Origin of the sequence: Actinokineospora bangkokensis (assembly GCF_001940455.1) — a bacterium.
Taxonomy (GTDB): domain Bacteria; phylum Actinomycetota; class Actinomycetes; order Mycobacteriales; family Pseudonocardiaceae; genus Actinokineospora; species Actinokineospora bangkokensis.
In genome coordinates this window covers 575391-598241 of sequence record NZ_MKQR01000009.1, presented here as the reverse complement: position 1 = coordinate 598241, position 22851 = coordinate 575391, and the positions used below count along the sequence as shown (strand labels likewise).

4 protein-coding genes are annotated in these 22851 nt (G+C 76.4%); 2 read left to right on the top strand and 2 right to left on the bottom strand.

Annotated elements, in window-relative coordinates; all coding sequences use genetic code 11:
* Window positions 1–11: 11 nt before the first annotated feature.
* A complete protein-coding gene (locus BJP25_RS35345; protein WP_456318642.1) occupies window positions 12–8807 on the bottom strand; it encodes a type I polyketide synthase in 8796 nt (2931 codons plus the stop codon).
* A gap of 35 nt (window positions 8808–8842) precedes the next feature.
* Window positions 8843–20098 carry a type I polyketide synthase gene (locus tag BJP25_RS35340; RefSeq protein WP_075974672.1) on the bottom strand — a complete coding sequence of 3752 codons (11256 nt, stop codon included), beginning with the start codon at window positions 20096–20098 and terminating at the stop codon, window positions 8843–8845.
* 217 nt (window positions 20099–20315) lie between these two features.
* Here BJP25_RS35340 and BJP25_RS10790 point away from each other — a divergent pair, with 217 nt between their 5' ends.
* Both BJP25_RS10790 and BJP25_RS10785 read left to right on the top strand, forming a co-directional pair.
* A complete protein-coding gene (locus BJP25_RS10790; RefSeq protein ID WP_075974671.1) occupies window positions 20316–21554 on the top strand; it encodes a macrolide family glycosyltransferase in 1239 nt (412 codons plus the stop codon).
* Window positions 21555–21612: 58 nt separating this feature from the next.
* Window positions 21613–22839: a macrolide family glycosyltransferase gene (locus BJP25_RS10785; RefSeq protein WP_075974670.1), complete on the top strand. Its 1227-nt coding sequence runs from the start codon at window positions 21613–21615 to the stop codon at window positions 22837–22839.
* Window positions 22840–22851 lie beyond the last annotated feature (12 nt).

Here is a 22851-nt window from a genome sequence, read left to right as displayed (position 1 = left end):
GCCTGTCCCCCTCATCGGTCGTCCCCGAGCGCCAGGTGGATCAGCTCGTCGGCGCTCATCGACTCGAACTCGTCCTCCAGCGACGGGCCGTCCAGCCGCAGCCCGTCCTCGTCCGCCCCCTCGCCCCCGCCAGCTGCCTCGTCCCCGCCGTGGCCGTCCTCGGCCGCGCGCGCCTCGGCCAGCAGCCGCTCCAGCTCGGCGGCGAGGTCGACCGGGGTCGGGAAGTCGAACACCAGCGTCGCGGGCAGCTCCAGCCCGGTCTCGGCGGTGAGCCCGTTGCGCAGCTCCACGGCCGTCAGCGAGTCGAAGCCGAGGTCGGCGAACCGCTGCCGGGGCGCCACGACCCCGGACGACCCGTGCCCGAGCACCGCGGCGGCGGTTTCCCGCACCCGGTGCAGCAGCACCCGGCGCAGCTCGGCGGGCTTGAGCGCGCCCAGTTCCCGCTGCGAGGCGCTCTCCCCCTGGGGGGCCGCCTCGACCAAGCGCTCGAACAACCGGGTGGGCCGGGTCGCGGTCTGCTGCGCGGCGAAGCGCTCCCACTCCACGTCGATGGCGGTGAGCGCGGGCTCCCCCGAGGCCACGACCTGCTCCAGCACGCCGAGCGCCTGCCGGGGGTGCAGCGCGGCCATGCCCGCGCGGGCCATGCGCTGCGCGACAGCGGCGTCGTTGGCCATGCCGCCCTCTCCCCACGGGCCCCAGGCGACGCTGCTGCCCGGCAGCCCGAGGGCGTGGCGGTGGCGGACGAGCCCGTCGAGGTAGGCGTTCGCGGCGGCGTAGTTGGCCTGCCCGGCGTTGCCCCACGTCGCCGCGACCGAGGAGAACACCACGAACCGGTCGAGCCCGCTGGTGAGCCGGTGCAGGTTCCACGCCCCCAGCGCCTTGGGCGCCATGGCGGTGGTGAGCTGGCGCGGCGTCATCGCGGCCAGCACGCCGTCGTCGAGGACGCCCGCGGCGTGGAACACCGCCCGCAGCGGCCGGTCCTCGGGGATCGCGGCGAGCACCTCCCGCAGCCGCGTCTCGTCGGCCACATCGCACGCCGCGACGGTGACCTCCGCGCCCAGCTCGTCGACCCAGGCGGGCGCGGTGCCGGTGCGGTTGAGCAGCAGCAGGTGCTCGGCCCCCCGCCCGGCGAGCCAGCGGGCGACGTGCTCGCCCACCGCGCCGGTGCCGCCGGACACCAGGACGGTGCCCCGCGGGCGCCACGCGGGGGCGGGGCGGGCCGGTGCCGCCGTGAGCCGCCTGCCATAGGTGGTGTGGGCGCGCAGGACGACCTGGTCGTCGGCGGCGGGCGCGGAGATGACGTCGCAGAGGCGGTCCAAGTGGTACCCGGCGGGGGTCGTGGGCAGGTCGACCATCCCGCCCCACCGTCGCGGTTCCTCCAGCGCGGCGCAGCGGCCCAGGCCCCACAGCGCCGAACGCCCGGGGTCGCCGGGGCCGTCCTCGGGACCCACCGCGTCGCGGGTGGCGCACCACAGGGGCGCGCGCACACCGGCGTCGCCGAGCGCCTGGAACAGGGTCAGCCCGGCGGTGAGCAGCCCGGTGTCGGGTCCGCGGTCGTGCGCGTCGCCGGTGCCGAGCAGGGACAGGACGCCGTCGAACCCACCGCCGGTCGCCCGCAGCGCGCTCGCCAGCGCGGCCCGGTCGCCGCCGTTGTGCGCGAGCACCTGGTGCCGCATGCCGCGCGCGGCCATGGTCGCGGTGACGCGGGAGCCGAGCCACTGGCTGTCGTCGTCCACCACGACCAGCCACCGGCTGCCTGCCGCCGCGGCGGGCGGGGGTGCGATCGGCACCCACTCCGCCCGATAGCGCAGCCGGTCCAGCGACGCGTGGTCCTCCCCGCGGCGCCGCCACGTCGACAGGGCCGGGAGCACCGCCGCCAGGGCAGCGGCGTCGACGCCCAACTCCTGCGCGAGCGAGCGGGAGTCCAGGCGGTGCACCGCGTCCCAGAACTCGCCGTCGGCCTCGGCGGGGGCGGCGGCCGGGCCCGGGTTGAGCCAGAACCGCTCGTGCTGGAAGGCGTAGGTGGGCAGGTCGGTGCGGCGAGCCCCCAACCCGGCGAACACCGCGCCCCAGTCCACCGCCACCCCGGACACCCAGGCGCGCCCGAGGCCGAGCAGCAGCGCCCGGTCCTCGCTGAGCGCGTCGCGCGACAGCGGTGCGACGACGACGGCCGCGTCCTCGGGGGCCCGGGTGGCGTCCACGACCTCGCGCACCGCGGCGGACAGGACCCCGCGCGGCCCGATCTCCAGGACGGCGTCGACCTCGCCCGCCACGGCGGCGACACCGTCGGCGAACCGAACCGTGCCGCGCACGTGCCGCACCCAGTAGCCCGGGTCGGTCAGCTCGTGGGTTGCGTGGGCCCCGGTCAGGTTGGACACCACGGGGATCGCCGGGAGCCGGTAGTCCAGGGTCTCCGCCACGCGGCGGAAGTCGTCGAGCACGGGGTCCATCAGCGGCGAGTGGAAGGCGTGGCTGACGGTGAGCCGCTTGACCCTGCGCCCGGGGAAGTGCCCGACCACGGCGTCCACGGCGGACTGCTCGCCGGACACCACGACCGAGCGCGGCCCGTTCACCGCCGCGATGGCCACGCCCCGGGTCAGCAGCGGCGCCACCTCGTCCTCGGTCGCGGTGATCGACACCATCACCCCGCCCGCGGGCAGCGCCCCCATGAGCCTGCCGCGCGCCGCGACCAGGGCGCAGGCGTCCGCCAGGGACAGCACGCCCGCCACGTGCGCGGCGGCGACCTCCCCGATGGAGTGCCCCATCACCACGGCCGGGCGCACTCCCCAGGACTCGATGAGCCGGAACAGCGCGACCTCGTAGGCGAACAGCGCCGCCTGGGTCATCTCGGTGTGGTCCAGGCCCTCGCCGGTGGCCATGGCGTCGGCCACGGGGATGCCGAAGTGCCCGCAGACCTGCGCCAGCGCCTCGGCGAACACGGGGAACCGGGCGGCCAGCGCCAACCCCATGCCCGGCCGCTGGGCGCCTTGCCCGGAGAACACGACGCCGACCCGGCCCGCGCCCTCGGCACGCCCCCGCACGACGAGGTCGCCCAGCCCGGCCTTCAGCTCGGCGTGGTGGGCGCCGACGACGATGGCGCGCTCGTCCAGCACAGCGCGGCCGGTGGCCAGCGACCAGCCGACGTCCACCGCCGAGCCACCGACCCCCATGAGGCGGGCGGCCTGCTCGTCGAGCGCGCCCGCGCCGCGGGCCGAGAGCACCCACGGCACCACGGCGTCGCGGACCGGTCCCGGCTCGGGCTCGGGGGCGGGCTCGGGTGCCTGTTCGAGGATGACGTGGGCGTTGGTGCCGCTGAGCCCGAACGCGGACACGCCGGCGCGGCGCGGGCGCCCGGTGTCCCACGCGACGGCCTCGGTGAGCAGGTCGACCTCGCCCGCCGACCAGTCCACGTGCGACGACGGGTTCGCCGCGTGCAGGGTCCGCGGCAGCACCCCGTGCCGCATCGCCTCGACCACCTTGATCACGCCGACCACGCCCGCGGCGGCCTGCGCGTGGCCCAGGTTCGACTTGAGCGAGCCCAGCCGCAGCGGCGCGGCGCCGTCCCGGTCGCGGCCGTAGGTGGCCAGCACGGCCTGCGCCTCGATGGGGTCACCGAGCGCGGTCCCGGTGCCGTGCGCCTCCACCAGGTCGACGTCCCCGGGGCGCAGCCCGGCGTCGGCCAGGGCGCGGCGGATGACCCGCTGCTGGGCCGGGCCGTTGGGGGCGGTGAGCCCGTTGGAGGCCCCGTCGGAGTTGATGGCGCTGCCGCGCACGACGGCCAGCACGGGGTGCCCGAGCCGCCGGGCGTCGGAGAGCCGCTCGACCGCCAGCACGCCGACGCCCTCGGACCAGCCGGTGCCGTCGGCCTCGTCGGCGAAGGCCTTGCAGCGGCCGTCGGCGGCCAGCCCGCCCTGCCGCTCGAACTCGCTGAACGCCCCCGGGGTGGACATGACGGCCACGCCGCCGACCAGGGCCAGCCCGCACTCGCCGCGGCGCAGGGACTGCGCCGCCCAGTGCAGCGCCACCAGCGACGACGAGCACGCGGTGTCCAGTGACACCGCGGGGCCCTCCAGCCCGAGCACGTAGGCCACGCGCCCGGACGCCACGCCCTGCGCGGAACCGGTCAGCAGGTAGCCCTCGGTGTTCTCGGCGGGCTCGTGCAGGCGCGGGCCGTAGTCGATGTGGCTGAGCCCCAGGAACACCCCGGAGTCGGTCCCGCGCAGCCCGGTGGGGTCGATGCCCGCCCGCTCCAGCGCCTCCCACGCGCACTCCAGCACCAACCGCTGCTGCGGGTCCATGGCCAGGGCCTCGCGGGGGCTGATGCCGAAGAAGGCCGCGTCGAACCCGGCGGCGTCGTCGAGGAACCCGCCGGAGCCGGTGAGCCCGGGGTCCCAGCCGCGGTCGGTGGGGAACGGGCCCGCGACCTCGCCGCCCGCCTCGACCAGCGCCCACAGCTGGTCCGGGCCGGTGATGCCGCCGGGCAGCCTGCACGCCGTGCCGACGATGGCGATGGGCTCGTCGGTGGCCGCGGTGACCGCGGCGGCGGTGCGCTCGGCGGGGGCGAGCAGGTCGAGCACGTGCTCGACGAGCCGCTGCGGGGTCGGGTGGTCGTAGACGGCGGTGGCGCCGAGGGGGAGCCCGGACGCGGCGCGGAACCGGTCGCGGAACTCCACGGCGGTCAGCGAGTCGAAGCCCAGGTCGCGGAAGGGCCGGTCGACGACGATCGACCCCGGCCCGGCGTGGCCCAAGACGGCGGCGACCTGCTCGCGCACCATGGCCTCGACGGCCACCGGGCGCTGCTCGGGCGGGAGGGCGGCCAACCCGCTCGCGGGCTGGGCCACGCCGGTGGTGTCGCGGGTGGTCATCGGGCGCACCTCGGTGAAGAGGCCGGAGGCGCCCACGGCGTCGAAGACACCGGCCAGGCGCTCCCAGTCGACATCGGCCACGACGGAGTGGGCGCGGCCGTGGTCCACCGAGCGCGACAGGGCGGCGATGGCGGTCTCCGGGCGCAGCAACCGCAGCCCGCGCTCGGCGAGGGTCTGCGCGGACCCCTCGGCGGCGACCATGCCGCCACCGCCCCACGGGCCCCACGCGACCGACGTGCCGGGCAGCCCGGCCGCCCGGCGCCGGGCGACGAGGCCGTCGAGGAAGGCGTTCGCGGCGGCGTAGGCGGCTTGACCGCCCGCACCCCAGGTCGCGGAGATGGAGGAGAACGTCAAGTAGAGGTCGAGGGTCTGGTCGAGGGTGGCCTCGTGCAGGGCCGCGGCACCGCGCACCTTGGCCCGCACCGCCAGGTCGAACGCCTCTTCGCCCAGCTCGGCGAAGGGCACGTCGGCCACGACCCCCGCCGCGTGCACCACCGCGCGCAGCGGCCCGCACCCGGCGACGAGCGCCCGCACGGCAGCCGCGTCGGACACGTCGCAGGCCCGGGTCTCAACCTCTAGTCGAGGGTGAGCCTCGGCCAGGGCGTCCACCTCGGGCGTCCGCGCACCCGTCCGCCCGACCAGGACGACCCTCGCGACACCGCGCTCCGCGAGCCACCGGGCGGCCCGCAGGCCCAGCGCGCCGGTGCCGCCGGTGATGAGCGCCGTGCCGCCCGCCACGTCCGGCGCGGACGCCGGGCCGTCGAGCACCTGCGGGACGACCCGGCGCGCGAACACCCCGTCGACGCGGACGGCGACCTCGCGCTCCTCCCCCGCCGCGACCACCTCGGCCACGCGGTCCCAGGCACCCTCGGCGACGTCGACGAGCCCGCCCCAGGAACCCGGGTGCTCCAGCCCGATGACCCGCCCCAGGCCCCACACGCCCGCGGCGGTGGGCGACACCGGCTCGTCGGCCACCGCGGCGCCACCAGTGGTCACGACCCACACCCGGGCACCGGACTCGATCGCGCGGCGAGCCAGGTCCGCGACCGTCCACATGTCCTTGACAGGATCGGCGGCCTCCCCCGCCAGCACGACCACGCCTGCTGGCTGCACCGAGCCAAGGTCGTTGGGTCCACAGGCGACCGCGTGCGCACCGCGTGCGGCCAGGGCCTCGACGCAGGCGGAGGTGTCCACACCAGAGCCCGCCAGGACCGCCCACGTCCCCGACAGCGGGCCCGCGGCGATCGCCACCGGCGCCCAGGCGACCTCGTACCGCAGCTCATCGCCGGTGCCCGCCGCCGTCGCGGGCCAGTAGCGACTGCGCTGGAACGGGTAGGTGGGCAGGTCGACCCGCTGCGGTGAGAGACCGCCGAACACCGCGGGCCAGTCGACCTCCACGCCCTCGACCCACAGCGCGCCGACGCCGGACAGCAGGGCCTTGTCCTCGGGCACGTCCCGCCGCGCCACGGCCGCGACCGGCAGGCCGGTGATCTCCCGGACGGCACCGGCCAGCACGGCCTTCGGCCCGATCTCCAGCACGGCGTCGGCCCCGCGCGCGGCCAGCGCGCGCACCCCGTCGGCGAAGCGCACGGCCGCGCGGACGTGGCGCACCCAGTAGTCGGGGTCGGCCAGTTCCGTCGTCACGGGTCGACCGGTCAGGTTGGACAGCACCGGCAGTCGCGGCGGCCGGAACGCCAGCCCGGCGACGACCTCGCGGAACCCCGGCAGCACGGGGTCGACCAGCGGCGAGTGGAAGGCGTGGCTGACCGGGAGCCGGGTGGAGCGCCTGCCGGTGAGGCGCCCCGCGACGGCCAGCACCTCCGCCTCGACACCGGAGAGCACGATCGAGCGCGGCCCGTTGACCGCTGCCACCGACACGCCCGGGGTCAGCAGCGGGGTGACCTCGTCCTCGGTGGCCTCCACGGCCACCATCGCCCCGCCCGCGGGCAGGGCCGCCATGAGCTTGCCGCGCGCGGCCACGAGGGTGCAGGCGTCCGCCAGCGACCACACGCCCGCCACGTGCGCGGCGACGACCTCACCGATCGAGTGCCCCATCACGGCGGTGGGGCGCAGGCCCCACGACTGGAGCAGCCGGTAGGCGGCCACCTCGTGGGCGAACAGCGCGGCCTGGGTGAGGTCGGTGCGGTCGAGGCCGTCGCCGGTGGTCATGGCGTGGCGCACCGGCAGGTCGAAGTGCGCGCACACCTCGTCGAGCGCGCGGGCGAACACGGGGAACCGCTGGTACAGCCGCTCCCCCATGCCCGCGCGCTGGGCGCCCTGGCCGGAGAAGACGACCGCGACCCTGCCTTCGCCCGACGCGCGCCCGCGCACCATCGGTGCCGCCAGACCTGCCAGCACCTCGTCGCGGTCCTGGCCGACGACGACGGCGCGTTCCTCGAAGTGGGCGCGGGTCGAGGCGAGCGACCAGCCGATGTCGATGGCCGACCCGGGGGTCTGGGCGAGCTGTTCGGCTTGGGCGGCGAGCGCCGCGGGCTCGCGGGCCGAGAACACCCAGGGGACGGTGGTGTCCGCGGTGGGTTCGGCGGGGTGGGCGTCGGGGCCCTGTTCGAGGATGACGTGGGCGTTGGTGCCGCTGATCCCGAACGACGACACCCCGGCCCGCCTCGGCCGGTCCACCGCCCACGCCCGAGCCTCGTCCAAGACCTCCACCGCGCCGGACTCCCAGTCCACCTCACTGGAGGGCTTGCCGACGTGCAGGGTCGCGGGCAGCACCCCGTGGCGCATCGCCTCCACGACCTTGATCACCCCGGCGACACCCGCCGCGGCCTGCGTGTGGCCGATGTTCGACTTCACCGACCCCAACCACAGCGGCTCAGCCCGGTTCTGCCCGTATGTGGCCAGCAACGCCTGCGCCTCGATCGGGTCGCCCAAGCGCGTGCCCGTGCCGTGCGCCTCGACGAGGTCCACATCGGAGGTGCCCAGCCCGGCATCGGCCAGCGCGCGCAGGATGACCCGCTGCTGCGACGGCCCGTTGGGGGCGGTGAGGCTGCTGCTGGCGCCATCGGAGTTCACCGCCGACCCGCGCACCACCGCGAGCACCCGGTGCCCGAGGCGTTCGGCGTCGGACAGCCGCTCCAGCACCAGGACGCCCGCGCCCTCGCCCCACCCGGTGCCGTCGGCGTCGTCGGAGAACGCCTTGCACCGGCCGTCGGCGGCCAGCGCGCCCTGGTGGGCGAACTCGGTGAACACCCCCGTCGTCGCCATCACCGTGACCCCGCCCGCCAGCGCCAGCGAGCACTCCCCCCGGCGCAGGGCCTGCACCGCCCAGTGCAGGGCCACCAGCGACGACGAGCAGGCGGTGTCGACGGTGACCGAGGGGCCCTCGAACCCGAGCGCGTAGGACACCCGCCCGGACAGGACGCTCGCGGCGCTGCCGGTGGCCACGTGCCCGACCACGTCCTCGGCGTCGGCGGAGGACGTGACGAGCTGCGGGTAGTCCTGCCCGTTGGTGCCCATGAACACCGCGGTGTCGCTGCCGCGCAGGTCGGCGGGGTTGACCCCGGCCCGCTCCAGCGCCTCCCACGAGCACTCCAGGGCGAGGCGCTGCTGCGGGTCCACGGCCAGGGCCTCGCGCGGGGAGATGCCGAAGAACCCGGCGTCGAAGTCGGTGGCGTCGGGCAGGAACCCGCCCACCGGGGCCGCGCCCAGGCCCAGCAGCTCGGCGGTGTCCCAGCCGCGGTCGGCCGGGAAGGCGGTCACCGCGTCGCCGCCGCGCGCGACCAGGTCCCACAGCCGCTCCGGGGAGGTCGCGCCACCGGGGAAGCGGCAGGACATGCCGACCACGGCGACCGGCTCGGCGCCGCGCGCCTCCAGCTCCCGCACGCGGGCGCGGGCGGTGTGCAGGTCGGCGGTGACGCGCTTGAGGTAGTGCCGCAGCTTCTCTTCCGACACGGGTGTCCTTCCCTGGGGTTCGCGGCGCACCTGCCGGTGGGGACGGGGTGGGTGGGGGTCGTGGCCTAGGACGTGCCGAGCTCGTTGTCGATGAACGCGAAGATCTCGTCGTCGCTGGCCTCGGCCAGCAGCTCCCCCACCGCCTCCTCGGCCTCGGCCGGGGCGGGGTCGGCCTGCTCGGCGCGGCCCAACCGGTCGAGCAGGCCGCGCAGCCGGGCGGCGAGCGCGTCGCGGTCGGCCCCGGAGGGCACCAGGGCGTCCAACCGCTGTTCGAGGTCATCGATGCTCGGCCCGGCGCCGCTGCCGGGGTCGGTCGTGGTGGCGAGGTGGTCGGCGACCGCCTCCGGGGTCGGGTGGTCGTAGATCAGCGTGGCGGTCAGCGGGGTGCCGACCAGGGCGTCGAGCCGGTTGCGGAACTCCACCCCGGTCAGCGAGTCGAAGCCCTGCTCGGCGAACCCGGTGCGGGGGGCGACGTCGCCGGGCGAGCGGTGCCCGAGGACAGCGGCGGCTTCGGTGCGCACCACGGCGAGCAGGTGGGCGCGTCGCTCGTCCTCGCCCATCCCGGCGACCTGCTCGCTGAGCGGCACCCGCGCGGGCCGTGGGGCCTGTGCGGTGGGCGGGGTGGCGGGGGCGAGGCGGCGCAGCAGCGGGTGCGGGCGCAGGTCGTCGCCGGTGAGGGCGAGGGCGGCGGGGACGAGCAGGGCGCGCTCGGAGCCGTGGCAGCGGTCGAACAGGCGCAGGCACTGCGCGGCGGGCATGGCCACGACCCCGAACCCGGCGAGCCTGCGCCGGTCGGCCGCGCCCAGCTCGTCCGCCATGCCGGACTCCCACAGCCCCCACGCCAGCGACACCGCGGGCAGGCCCGCCGCGCGGCGGCGGGCGGCGACCGCGTCGACCGCGGCGTTGGCGGCGGCGTAGTTGGCCTGGCCGGGCCCACCGACCAGGCCGCTGAACGCCGAGCAGAGCACGAACCTGCTCACCGGCAGGTCGCGGGTCAGCTCGTCGAGGTGCCGGGCCGCGTCGGCCTTGGCCGTGACGACAGCGGCGAGGGCGTCCGGGGTCATGGTGGTGATCAGGCCGTCGCGGAGCACGCCCGCGGCGTGCACGACACCGGTGAGCGGGTGTTCGGCGGGGATGGTGGCCAGCACGGCGGCGAGGGCGTCCCGATCCCCCGCGTCGCACGCGACGACCTGCGCGGCGCACCCCAGTTCGGCCAACTCAGCGACAAGCCGGGAAGCGTCCGGGCTGTCCGGGCCGCGGCGGCTCAGCAGCAGCACGCGCGCGACGCCGTGGGTGCCTGCGAGGTGGCGGGCCACGTGCCCGCCCACGGCACCGGTCCCGCCGGTGATCAGCACCGTTCCGCCCTGCTCCCACGGCGGGTCAGCGGACGCATCGCTCCCCGAGGAGGGCACCAGTCGCGGGGCGAGCCAACGACCATCCACAACGGACAGGTGCGTCTCACCGGTGGCGAAGGCGGCGGGGAGATGGTCGACAGACAGCGGCCCGTCGACCAGCAGCAGCCGTCCGGGGTGCTCGTTCTGCGCGCTGCGCACCAACCCGACCACGGCGGCCTGGGCAGGGTCGGACTCGGCGCCGTCGACGAGGACGGCCAGCCTGCCCGCGCCCGCGAGGGCGTCCTGGAGCCGGGCGAGGGTGGTGGCGAGGTCACCCGAGGGGCGCAGGACGCCGATGTCCTGCGCGGTCTCGGGGGTGCCGGGCGCCACCGGCTCCCAGTCCACGGCGAACAGCGAATCGGTGCGCGGGCCGCCGGTCGGCGTGTCCAGCCAGTACCGGCTGCGCTGGAAGGGGTAGGTGGGCAGGTGGGCTGGCCGCGGGCGCGTGCCGTCCGCGCTGACGACGGCGGTCCAGTCGACGTCGGCGCCGTGGGCGTGCAGGCGGGCGGTCGCCTCCAGCAGGGCGTCGACCTCGGGTCGGGACCGGCGCTGGGCCGCGGTGACCAGCAGCGGGCGGTCGCCCGCGCAGGCGTGCACGGACTGGGCCAGCACGGCGTCCGGGCCGATCTCCACCACCCGCGCCACACCGCGCTCCAGCAGTGCCCGCACACCGTCGGCGAACCGGACGGGCTCGCGCAGGTGGCGGACCCAGTGGTTCGGGTCGGTCAGCTCCGCGGTGGCCAGGCGCCCGGTGAGCGTGGACAGCACCGGCAGGCGCGGCCGGTGGTAGGTCAGCCCCTCCGCGACCGCGCGGAACTCCGCCAGCGCGGGCTCGACAAGCGGCGAGTGGAAGGCGTGGCTAACGTCGAGCCGCTTGGTGCGCCTGCCCGCGAACGCGGCGGCGACGGCCTCCACCTCCGCCAGCACCCCGGACACGACCACCGCGCGGGGCCCGTTCACCGCCGCGAGGGCGGCACCGGGGGTGAGCAGCGGGACGACCTCGTCCTCAGTGGCCTCGACCGACACCATCGCCCCGCCCTCGGGCAGGGCTTGCAGCACCCGGCCGCGCGCGGCGACCAACGCGCAGGCGTCGGCCAGCGACCACACCCCGGCGACGTGCGCGGCGGCGACCTCCCCGATGGAGTGCCCGATCAGCACGTCCGGCCGCACTCCCCAGGACTCCAGCAGCCGCACCAGCGCGACTTCGTGGGCGAACAGCGCCGCCTGCGTGAACTCGGTCTGCGCCAGGTCGACGCCGGTGCGCATCGCGTCCGCGACCGGGATGGCGAACTCGGCGCAGACCTGCGCGAGCGCGTCCGCGAACACCGGGAACCGGGCGGCCAGCACCACCCCCATGCCCGCGCGCTGCGCGCCCTGGCCGGAGAACGCGAACACCGTCTCCCCGGCCGTGGTGCCGTCACCGACGACGAGCCCGGCGCCGGTGTCCCCCGCAGCGAGCGCGCGCAGCCCTGCGGTGAACTCCTCGCGCGTGGCCCCGAGGACGACCGCGCGGTGCGGCAGCCCGGCCCGGGAGGAGGCCAGGGTCCAGGCCACGTCCGCGTCCGACACGTCGGGCAGGTCTGCGAGCTGGGCGGCGTGCGCGCGCAACGCGTCCCCGTCCGCGGCGGACAGCACCCACGGCAGGACACCGCCGGTCGCGGGCGTGGCGGTGGGCAGGGGCACGCCTTCCTCGATGATGACGTGCGCGTTGGTGCCGCTGATGCCGAAGGACGACACCCCCGCGCGGCGCCGCCGATCACCAGGCGACCACGGCACGTCGGAGGTCAGCAGTTCCACACCGCCGGACGCCCAGTCGACCTCGGCGGACGGGGTGTCGACGTGCAGGGTGCGGGGCAGCACGCCGTGGCGCAGCGCTTGGACGACCTTGATGATCCCCGCGGCGCCCGCGGCGGCCTGGGTGTGGCCGATGTTGGACTTGAGCGACCCGAGCCGCAGCGGCGCGCCCGCGCGGTCGCGGCCGTAGGTGGCGAGCAGGGCGCGCGCCTCGATGGGGTCACCGAGCCGGGTGCCGGTGCCGTGGGCCTCCACGGCGTCGACGTCGTCCGGGCGCAGGCCCGCGTCGGCCAGTGCCCGGCGGATCACCCGCTCCTGCGACGGCCCGTTCGGCGCGGTGAGGCCGTTGGAGGCGCCGTCGGAGTTGACGGCGGACCCGCGCACCACGGCCAGGACGTCGTGCCCGAGGCGCTGGGCGTCGGACAGCCGCTCCACCACGAGCACAGCCACGCCCTCGGACCAGCCCGTGCCGTCGGCGGCGTCGGAGAACGCCTTGCACCGCCCGTCGGCGGCCAAGCCGCCCTGGCGGGCGAACTCGACGAACGACCCGGGGTTGGACATGACCGTGACCCCGCCGGTGATCGCCAGCGAGCACTCGCCGCGGCGCAGCGCCTGCACCGCCGAGTGCAGCGCCACCAGCGACGACGAGCACGCCGTGTCGATCGAGAGCGCGGGCCCCTCCAGCCCGAGGGCGTAGGCGACCCGGCCGGAGACGACGCTGGGCGCGAGGCCGGTCAGCAAGTAGCCCTCGGCGCCCTCGGCCGGTTCGTGCAGGCGGGGCCCGTAGTCCTGGTGGCTGACCCCGAGGTAGACGCCGGTGGCCGAACCGCGCAGCGACCCGGGGTCGAGGCAGGCCCGCTCCAGGGCCTCCCAGGAGCACTCCAGCACAAGCCGCTGCTGCGGGTCCATGGCGGCGGCCTCGCGCGGGGAGATGCCGAAGAACCCCGCGTCGAAGTCGGCCGCGTCGTGCAGGAAACCGCCGACGCCGGACAGGGCCGGGTCCCAGCCGCGGTCGGTGGGGAACGGCCCGACACCCTCGCCGCCCGACGCGACCAGCGACCACAGCTCGTCGGGGGTGTGGATGCCACCGGGCAGCCTGCACGCCATGCCGACGATGGCGATGGGCTCGTCCGGCGCGGCGGGGCGCGCGAGGCCGTCCTCGGCGGTGTCTTCGTCGGCCAGCTGGGAAAGCACGTGGTCGACGGCCGCCGCGGGCGTCGGGTAGTCGTAGACGAGAGTGCCCGGAATGGGCAGGTCGGTGACGGCGGCGAGCGCGGTTCGCAGCTCCAGCGCCGTCAGGGAGTCGAAGCCCAGTTCCTTGAACGGGCGGGTCACGTCGAGCGCGCCCGGATCGCGGTGCCCGAGGACAGCCGCCGCGGTGTCGCGCACCAGCTCGGTGACGACGCGCCGCCGCTCACCCTCCGGCAGTCCTTCGACCCGAGCGGACAGCCGCCCAGCCTGGGCGGGCGCCGCGCCGAACGGGGAGGCCCCGCGCGCGGCGGCCAGGCGGGTCCAGTCGACGTCGGCGATCAGCGGCAGCGTGATGCCGTGGTCGACCACGTGGTCGAGCGCGGCGAGGGCGTGCTCGGGCGCCATGGGGCTGATGCCGTCGCGCTCGAACCGGCGGGCGACGGCCTCGGTGGCCGCCATCCCTTCCCCGGCCCAGGGGCCCCAGGCGACGCCGGTGCCGGGCAGGCCCAGGCCGCGCCGGTGGGCGATGAGCCCGTCGAGGAAGGCGTTGGCCGCCGCGTAGGCGCCCTGGCCCCCGTTGCCCAGCACGCCGACGATCGACGAGAAGACCAGGAACAGGTCCAGCTCCACGCCCCGGGTGGCCTCGTGCAGGTTCCACCCGCCGACGACCTTGGCGCGCACCACGTCGTCGAACACCTCGCGGGTCAGCCCGTCCAGCAGGCCGTCGTGCAGCACCCCGGCGGCGTGGACGACCCCGCGCAACCCCGGGCCGAGCGAGCCGACGAGGCCGCGCACGGCGTCGGCGTCGGTGACGTCGCAGGCGACGACCTCGTACCCGTCGACCGGGGCGGCCGACCGGCCTGCGAGCACGACCCTGGCGGCGCCGCGACCGGTCAGCCACGCGGCCACGTGGCGGCCGAGCGCCCCGGTGCCGCCGGTGACGAGCACGGTGGCCCCGGAGAGGTCGAGCGGGTCGGCCGCCGCCGGGCGAGCGGGGCCGAGCCCGCGGCTGAACGCGCCACCGCCGCGCAGTGCCAGTTCCGGGCGGCTGGCGGCGAGGGCGTCCGCGAGCTTGTCCCAGGCACCATCGGCCACGTCGACCAGCCCGCCCCAGGCCGCGCCGAGCTCCAGCCCGGCGACCCGGCCCAGGCCCCACAACCCCGCGCCCACCGGCGAGCTCACCTGTTCGTCAGCGACGGCGACAGCGCCCCTGGTGGCGCACCACAGCGGGGCCGACACGCCGCGGGCCGCCAAGTCGGCGCGCAGCGCCACCAACTCCCACAACCCGTCGCCCTCGTGCCGATCCCACCCCAGCAGCGCGACGACCCCGTCAGCGTCCTCGGGTTCGGTGAGCCTGCCGCCGCGGGCCAGCACACCCACCCGCACCTGCTCAGCGACATCGGCAGGGCACCCGGCGCCCGGGATGACGGCCCACCCGCCGTCGAGCTGCCCCGCGGGCAGGTCGACCGGCTCCCAGACGACCTCGCGGCACCACGTGCCCACGTCCGGCCCCGCGGCCGCGGGCCAGTAGCGGCTGCGCTGGAACGGGTAGGTCGGCAGGTCGACGCGGCGCGCCCCGACCCCGTCGAAGGTCCGCGCCCAGTCCACGTCCACGCCCCGCACCCACAGCCGCCCGGCGCCGGTGAGCAGCGCGGCGTCCTCGTCGAGGGCGTCCCGGGCCAGCGGGGCCGGGTCGAGGTCGCCCAACGAGGCGCTGAGCACCGGGCGCGGGCCAAGCTCGGCCACCGTGGTGATGCCCCGCTCGGCCAGCGCGGCGACGCCGTCGGCGAACCGCACGGCCTCGCGCACGTGCCGCACCCAGTAGCCCGGGTCGGTCAGCTCCGTCGTCGCGAACCGTCCGGTCACGTTGGACACCACGGGGACGCGCGGGGTCCGGTAGGTCAGCGAGGCCGCAACGCGGGCGAACTCGTCGAGCATCGGCTCCACCAGCGGCGAGTGGAAGGCGTGGGAGACGTCGAGCCGCTTGGTGCGCCGCCCCCGCTCGCGCCAGTGGGCCGCGATGGCGCGCACCTCGTCCTCGGCGCCGGACACGACCACCGCGCGCGGGCCGTTCACGGCGGCGATCGACACGAGCGGGGTCAGCAGCGGCGCCACCTCGTCCTCTGTGGCTTCCACGGACACCATCGCCCCGCCGGGCGGGAGTTCCCCCATCAACCGGCCGCGCGCCTGCACCAGCGCGCAGGCGTCCGCGAGCGACCAGACCCCGGCCACGTGCGCGGCGGCGACCTCCCCGATGGAGTGCCCGATCAGCGCTTCCCCGCGCACACCCCAGGACTCCAGCAGCCGGTGCAGGGCGACCTGGTGGGCGAAGAGCGCGGGTTGGGTGAAGCGGGTGTCGGACAACCCCTCCCCGCTGGCCATCACCTCGCGCAGCGGCAGGTCGAAGTGCCCGCACACCTCGGTGAGGGCGTCGGCGAACACGCCGAACCGGGCGGCGAGCCGCTGCCCCATCCCGGCCCGCTGCGCCCCCTGCCCGGGGAAGAGCAGGGCGAGGCGGGTGGCGCCGACGCGGCCGGTGACCGGGTCGGCGTGGAAGTCGTCGAGGTCGGTGCCCACGACCACGGCCCGCTCGTCGAGCCGGGCCCGCCCGGTGACCAGCGACCAGCCCACGTCCGCGGGCTCGGCCTCGACTCCGCGCAGCCGCGCGGTCTGGGCGTCGAGGGCGGCCCGGTCGTGCGCGGAGTACACCCAGGGCACGACCACCGGTCGCGGTTCGGGTGCCCGCTCGGCCGGGGCGGCCTGTTCGACGATGACGTGGGCGTTGGTGCCGCTGATGCCGAACGACGACACCCCCGCGCGGCGCGGCCGGTCGGACTCCCAGGGCAGCTGCTCGGTGAGCAGCCGGACGTCCCCGGCGCTCCAGTCGACGTGGGTGGACGGGCGCTCGGCGTGCAGGGTCCTGGGCAGCACGGCGTGCCGCATGGCCTGCACGACCTTGATCACCCCGGCGACACCGGCGGCGGCCTGGGTGTGGCCGATGTTGGACTTGAGCGACCCGAGCCGCAGCGGCGTGCCCGCGCGGTCGCGGCCGTAGGTTGCCAGTAGGGCCTGCGCCTCGATGGGGTCGCCCAGCGCGGTGCCGGTGCCGTGCGCCTCCAACAGGTCCACATCGGACGCGGACAGGCCCGCGTCGGCCAGTGCCCGGCGGATCACCCGCTCCTGCGACGGCCCGTTCGGCGCGGTCAGCCCGTTGGAGGCGCCGTCGGAGTTCACCGCCGAGCCGCGCACCACCGCGAGCACGTCGTGCCCGTTGCGCCGGGCGTCGGACAACCGCTCCACCACCAGCACGGCGACGCCCTCGGACCAGCCGGTGCCGTCGGCGTCGTCGGAGAACGCCTTGCACCGGCCGTCCGGTGCCAGCCCGCCCTGGCGCTCGAACTCGACGAACATGCCGGGGCTGGACATGACGGTGACGCCACCGGCCAGCGCCAGCGAGCACTCGCCGCGACGCAGCGCCTGCACCGCCCAGTGCAGCGCCACCAACGACGACGAGCACGCCGTGTCGAGGGAGATGGCGGGCCCTTCGAGGCCGAGGGCGTAGGCGACCCGGCCGGAGACGACGCTGGCCGACCCGCCGGTGAGCGCGTGGCCGCGGGCGTCGTCGTCGATGTCGTTCAGCGGCGCGAGGTAGTCCTGCCCCATGACCCCGGTGAACACGCCGGTGTCCGTGCCGCGCAGCCCGGCGGGGTTGATGCCCGCGCGCTCCAGCGCCTCCCAGGAGCACTCCAGCACCAACCGCTGCTGGGGGTCCATGGCCAGGGCCTCGCGCGGGGAGATCTCGAAGAAGTCGGCGTCGAAGTCGGCGGCCCCGGCCAGGAACCCGCCGACGCCGCGCCGCCCCCAGCCGCGGTCGGTGGGGAACGGGCCGATGCCCTCCCGCCCCTCGGCCACCAGCTCCCACAGCTCGTCCGGGGTGGACACGCCGCCGGGTAGCGCGCAGGCCATGCCGACGATCACCACCGGGTCGCCGTGGGCCGCGGCGGTGGCGGCAACCTCGGCAGGGGCGTCCTCGGCTGGGGCAACCTCGCCCGCCAGGAGCGCGGCGATCCTGCCCGCGACGGCGTGCGGCGTGGGGTGGTCGAACAGCAGGGAGGACGGCAGGGCGACCTCGGTGGCCGCGGCGAGCCGGTCGCGCAGCTGAACGGCGCTGAGCGAGTCGAACCCCAGGTCCTTGAAGCGGCGGCGCGGGTCGACCTCGGCGGCGTCGGCGTGGCCGAGGACGTGGGCGACGTGCCCCAGCACGGCGTCGAGCAGCAGGCGCGGGCGCTGGTCGGCGGCCTCCTGCCACCACCGGGCGCGCAGCGAGCCGTCCTGCTCGGGCGCCTCCGCCTCGGGCTGGGACGTGGTGAGCCAGTGCGACCGGCGCTGGAACGGGTAGGTGGGCAGCTTGGCGCGGGACGTGCCCACCAGGCGCTCCCACGCCACCGGGGTGCCGGTGACGTGCAGCGCGGCCACCGCGTCCAGCGTGCTGCGCAGCTCGTCGCCCGCGGCGCGCAGGGTGGGGACGCGGACCCGGCAGGGGCGCCCCATGCCCGCGTCGACCATGCTGGTGAGCGCCGTGCCCGGCCCCACCTCGACGAACCGGCTCACCCCCGCGGCGTCGAGGGAGCGCACGCCGTCGAGGAAGCGGACGGCGTCGCGGGCGTGGCGCACCCAGTAGTCCGGCGTGCTCAGCTCACCCGGGCCCGCGACGCGGCCGAGCAGGTTCGACACGACGGCCACCCGCGGCTCCGCGTACTCCAGGCGGGCGGCGACGGCGGCGAACTCGGCCAGCACCGGGTCCACCCGGGCGGAGTGGAAGGCGTGGCTGACCCGCAGCCTGGTGGTCTTGCGCCCGGCCGCGGCGAACCGCGCGGCGACCGCCGCCACCACGTCCGCGTCACCGGAGAGCACCAGCGCGTCCGGCCCGTTCACCGCGGCGATGTCCACCTCGGTGGTGTCAACCTCGTCCTCCGCGGCCTGCACCGCGACCATGGCGCCACCGGGCGGCAACCCGCCCATCAACCGGCCGCGCGCGGCGACGAGCGCGCACGCGTCCGCGAGGGAGAACACCCCGGCGAGGTGCGCGGCGGCGATCTCCCCCACCGAGTGCCCGATGAGGTGGTCCGGCACCAGGCCCACGTCCCGCAGCACGGCGGCGGTCGCGACCTCGACGGCGAACAGCGCGGGCTGGGTGACGGCGGTGTCGTCCAGGTCGTGGCGCCCGCTGAGCACGAGGTCGTGGGTGGAGCGGCCGAGCAGCGGGTCCAGGTGCCCGGCGACGGCGTCGAACTCGGCCGCGAACGCGGGCAGCGCCTCGTACAGCTCGCGGCCCATCCCCGGGCGCTGCGACCCCTGGCCCGGGAACAAGAACGCCAACCCGCCCTCGTCCTCGGACACCGCGCCGACGGTGACGCGCGGGTGGTCGCGCCCGTCAGCGAGCGCCCGGAGCAGCTCGGTGGCCTCGTCCCGGGTCTCGGCGTTGACCACCGCGCGGTGCTCGAACGCGCGCCGGGTGGTGGTCAGGGCGGCCGCCAGCTCGCCGGGTTCCAGATGGCACTCGGCCAACGCGCGGGCGTGGGCGCGGAGGGCCAGCGGAGTGCGCGCCGACACCGGGATGGGGGCCACAGGCAGCGCGGGCAGCGGGTTCTCGGGGCGTTCGTCCGCGGTGGCGCGCGACAGCACCAGGTGGCAGTTGGCCCCACCCATGCCGAACGAGCTGACGCCCGCCAGCACGGGCCCGTCGAGCGCGGAGTGCTCGGTGTGCACGCGCAGGTTGAGCGCGTCGAGGTCGATGTCCGGGTTGGGGGTGGTGTAGTTCAGGCTCCTGGGCAGTTCGCCCCGGTCGAGGGCGAGCACGGCTTTGACGAGCCCGACGACCCCGGCGGCGCCTTCGAGGTGGCCGACGTTCGTCTTCGCCGAGCCGACCAGCAGCGGCGCCCGCCGTCCTGGCGCGCCGCCGAGCACGGCCCCCAGCGCGGCGGCCTCCACCGGGTCGCCCACGCGGGTGCCGGTGCCGTGCAGCTCGACGAAGTCCACCGCGGCCGGGTCGACCTCGGCGGACGCGCACGCCGCGCGCAGCAACCGCTCCTGCGCGGCGCCGTCCGGGGTCGTGTACGTGGTGCCGCCGCCGTCGTGGTTCACCGCGCCGCCGCGGATCACGCAGTACACGTGGTCGCCGTCGGCCACGGCGTCGGCCAGGCGCTTGAGGACGACGACGGCGCCGCCCTCCCCGCGCACGTAGCCGTTGGCGCGGGCGTCGAAGGTGTGGCACAGGCCGTCCGGGGACAGCGCGCCGAACTCGTGCACCCCCAGCGCCGTGGCGGCCAGCAGGTTGAGGTTCACCCCGCCCGCCAGCGCCGCGCGCACCCGTCCGCCCGCCAGCTCGGCGCACGCCACGTGCACGGCGACCAGCGAGGACGACTGCCCGCAGTCGACGGTGAGGCTCGTCCCGGTCAGGCCCAGGCAGTAAGAGACGCGGTTGGCCAGCGCCCCGCGGTGGGTGCCGGTGACGGTGAACGCGCCCGGCCCGGTGGCCCGGCGCAGCAGGTGGGCGTAGTCGTCGGCCATGGCACCGAGCAGCACGGCCGTGTCCGGGGTCGCGCCCGGGGCGACACCCGCGTCCTCCAGCGCTTCCCAGGCCAGCTCCAGCGCCAACCGCTGCTGCGGGTCCATCGCCGCGGCCTCGCGCGGGGAGATGCCGAAGAACTCCGCGTCGAACCCGTCCACCCGCTCCAGGAAGCCACCGCGCCGCAGGTGGGCGTGCGCGTCGCGGTCGAGCAGGTGCTCGTCGGGCCAGCGCCCCGGCGGCACCTCGCCGATCCCGCTCGCCCCCGCCGCCAGCAGCGCCCAGAACGCGCCCGGGTCCGCGGCGGCGGGCAGCCTGCAGGCCACTCCGACGACCGCGACGTCCAGGCGGGTCTCGCTGCGGGGTGCGTCCATCGGCGCCACGGCCTCCCTCGGCGTCCACCACACGGCGTGCTGAGGGCTGAAGCTACGGACTCCGGACTAGGGTTTGTGCCAACCTCGGCCAGCCCCACCGGTGCGGCCGTCCCGACCCCGCGGACAACGCCGAACCCCCACTGGAACGACGCCGCCAGCCGTGGTGCCAGGCCGGGAACGATGCCGGGCGGGGACGAGGGGGCGGGTGGCGGGAGGAATGTATCTAGCAGTTTCCCCAAGGTGGTCTGGTTTGACTGTGGGTGTGCGCCCGGGACCACACCTGTTGTTCGTGCTCTACCCCGCGTTCGGACACACGCTGCCGATGGTCCCGATCATCGACCGCTTGGTCGACCGGGGTGCCCGCGTGACCGCCACGACCGGTGCCGCCATGGCCGACCGGGTGCGCGCCGCGGGTGCCGACCCCGTCCTGTACACCACGGACCTGTCCACCGCGGCGCCCCCGGACCACCTGCCCCCGGACGAACTGGCCGAGCGCACCCTGCTGTACCTGGAGCAGATCCTCGCCATCGCCCCCGTCCTGGCGGCGTCGTGCCCCCGGCCGCCGGACGCGGTGGTGTTCGACACGACCCTGTGGGCGCCCAGCCGGGTGCAGGCCGCGCGCTGGGGGCGGCCCGCCGTGCAGGTCGTGCCGACCTTCGCCTCCAACGAGCACTTCTCGGTGACGGAGAAGCTGGCCGAGCTGTCGACCCCGCTCGACCCCGCGCACCCGGCGCTGGTGCGGTTCGGGGAGCGGTTGGCCGAGCACGCCGCCGACCACGGGGTGCCCGCCTCGGTCTACGGCGGCGCGGGCGAGCTGAACGTGGTGACGATCCCCCGCGAGTTCCAGGTGCACGGCGACACCTTCGGCGGCGACCACGTCTTCGTCGGCCCCTGCCTGTCCCCCGAGGAGGGCGGCTGGGCGCCCCCGGCGGACGGGCGCCCGGTGGTGCTGATCTCGCTGGGCACCACCGTCAACGAGCAGCCCGGGTTCTTCGCGGACTGCGTGCGCGCGTTCACCGGCACCGGCTGGCACGTGGTGCTGTCCCTGGGTGGCCGGGTCTCCCCCGCCGACCTGGGCCCGCTGCCGCCCAACGTGGAGGCGCACGACTGGATCCCGCACGGTTCGGTGCTCCGCCACGCGTCGGTGTTCGTCTGCCAGGGCGGGATGGGCAGCGTGCAGGAGTCGCTGCACCACGGCGTGCCGATGGTCGTCGCCGCCCACCACCCCGAGCAGCGCGCCAACGCCGACCGGATCGCGGAGCTGGGCCTGGGCGCCCTGCTCGACCGGCACCGGGTCACCGGTGAGCAGGTGCGCGACGCCGTCGACGCCGTGGCCGCCGACCCCGGCGTGCGCGCCGGGGTGCTGGCGATGCGCGGGCACGTGCGCGCTGGCGGCGGCGCCGAGCGCGCCGCCGAGCTGATCACCGCCCACGCCACCCGCGCCGCCGCGGTGTGAGCCCCACCCCCGGTCGGGGCCGGGGGCCAGTCCAGCCCGATCCCAGCGAGGAGAACCCATGAGCCGCCCGCCCCACGTCCTCTGCGCGATCTACCCCGCGTGGGGGCACCTGCTGCCGATGCTGCCCGTGGTGCGGGAGCTGGTGCGCGCGGGCTGCCGGGTCACCGCCACGGCGCCCCCGGAGCTGGCGGAGCGGCTGCGCGGCCTCGGCGCTGAGACGGTGCCCTACCGGACGCCGCTGGACGCCCGGCTGCCCGACTACACCTCCTACGCCAACCTCGCGGAGGCCATCTCGGTGCTGCTCGACCAGGTGCTCGGGGTGGCGCCGGTGATCGACGAGGCGTGCGCCGAGCTGCTGCCGGACGTGCTGGTGCACGACATCGCGCTCACCGTGCCGGGGCGGGTGCTGGCGGCGAAGTGGCGCAGGCCGAACGTTCGGGTGCTGCCGATCTTCGCCTCCAACGAGCACTTCTCCATCGACGCCGAGTTCGCCAAGCTGGCCCCGGCGCCCGACCCGGCCGACCCGCCGCACCCCGCGGTGGTGCGCTACAACGAGCAGCTGGTGCGGTTCCTGCACGGCCACGGCCTCTCCGGCGACGAGGCGGGCGCCGCGCTGGCGGGGGTCGGGGAGGACAGCGTGGTGTTCATGCCCAAGCTGTTCCAGATCGCCGGGGAGACGTTCGGCCCCGACCACCACTTCGTCGGCCCGAGCGTCACCGAGCCGACCGAGGGGTGGGCCCCGCCGGAGGGCAGCGGTCCGGTGGTGCTGATCTCCATGGGCACCTCCACCTACTACCCGCCGGAGTTCTTCACCGACTGCGCCAACGCGTTCGCCGGTTCCCCGTGGCACGTCGTCATCGCCCTGGGCACCCAGGTGGACCCCGACGAGCTGGGCGAGCTGCCGCCCAACGTCGAGGTGCACCCGTGGATCCCGATCGGCGCGGTGCTGCGGCACGCCTCGGCGTACCTGTGCCAGGGCGGCATCTCCGGGGTCATGGAGTCGGTGCACCACGGCACGCCGATGGTGCTGGTGCCGCACCAGCCCGAGCAGATCGCCAACGCCCGCCGGGTCGAGGAGCTGGGCCTGGGCCTGGTGCTGGAGGAGGCGACGGTGACCCCGGAGCTGATCCGCCAGGCCGTCGACCGGTTGCGCGCCACCGAGGGGTTGGACGACCGGATGGCCGTGGTGCGCGAGGCGGGCAGGCGGGCGGGTGGCCCGGCCCGCGCGGCGGAGGTCATCCGCGCGCGGGCCGTGGAGGCCATGCAGACCGCGCCCACCGCGTAGCCGGACCCGCGC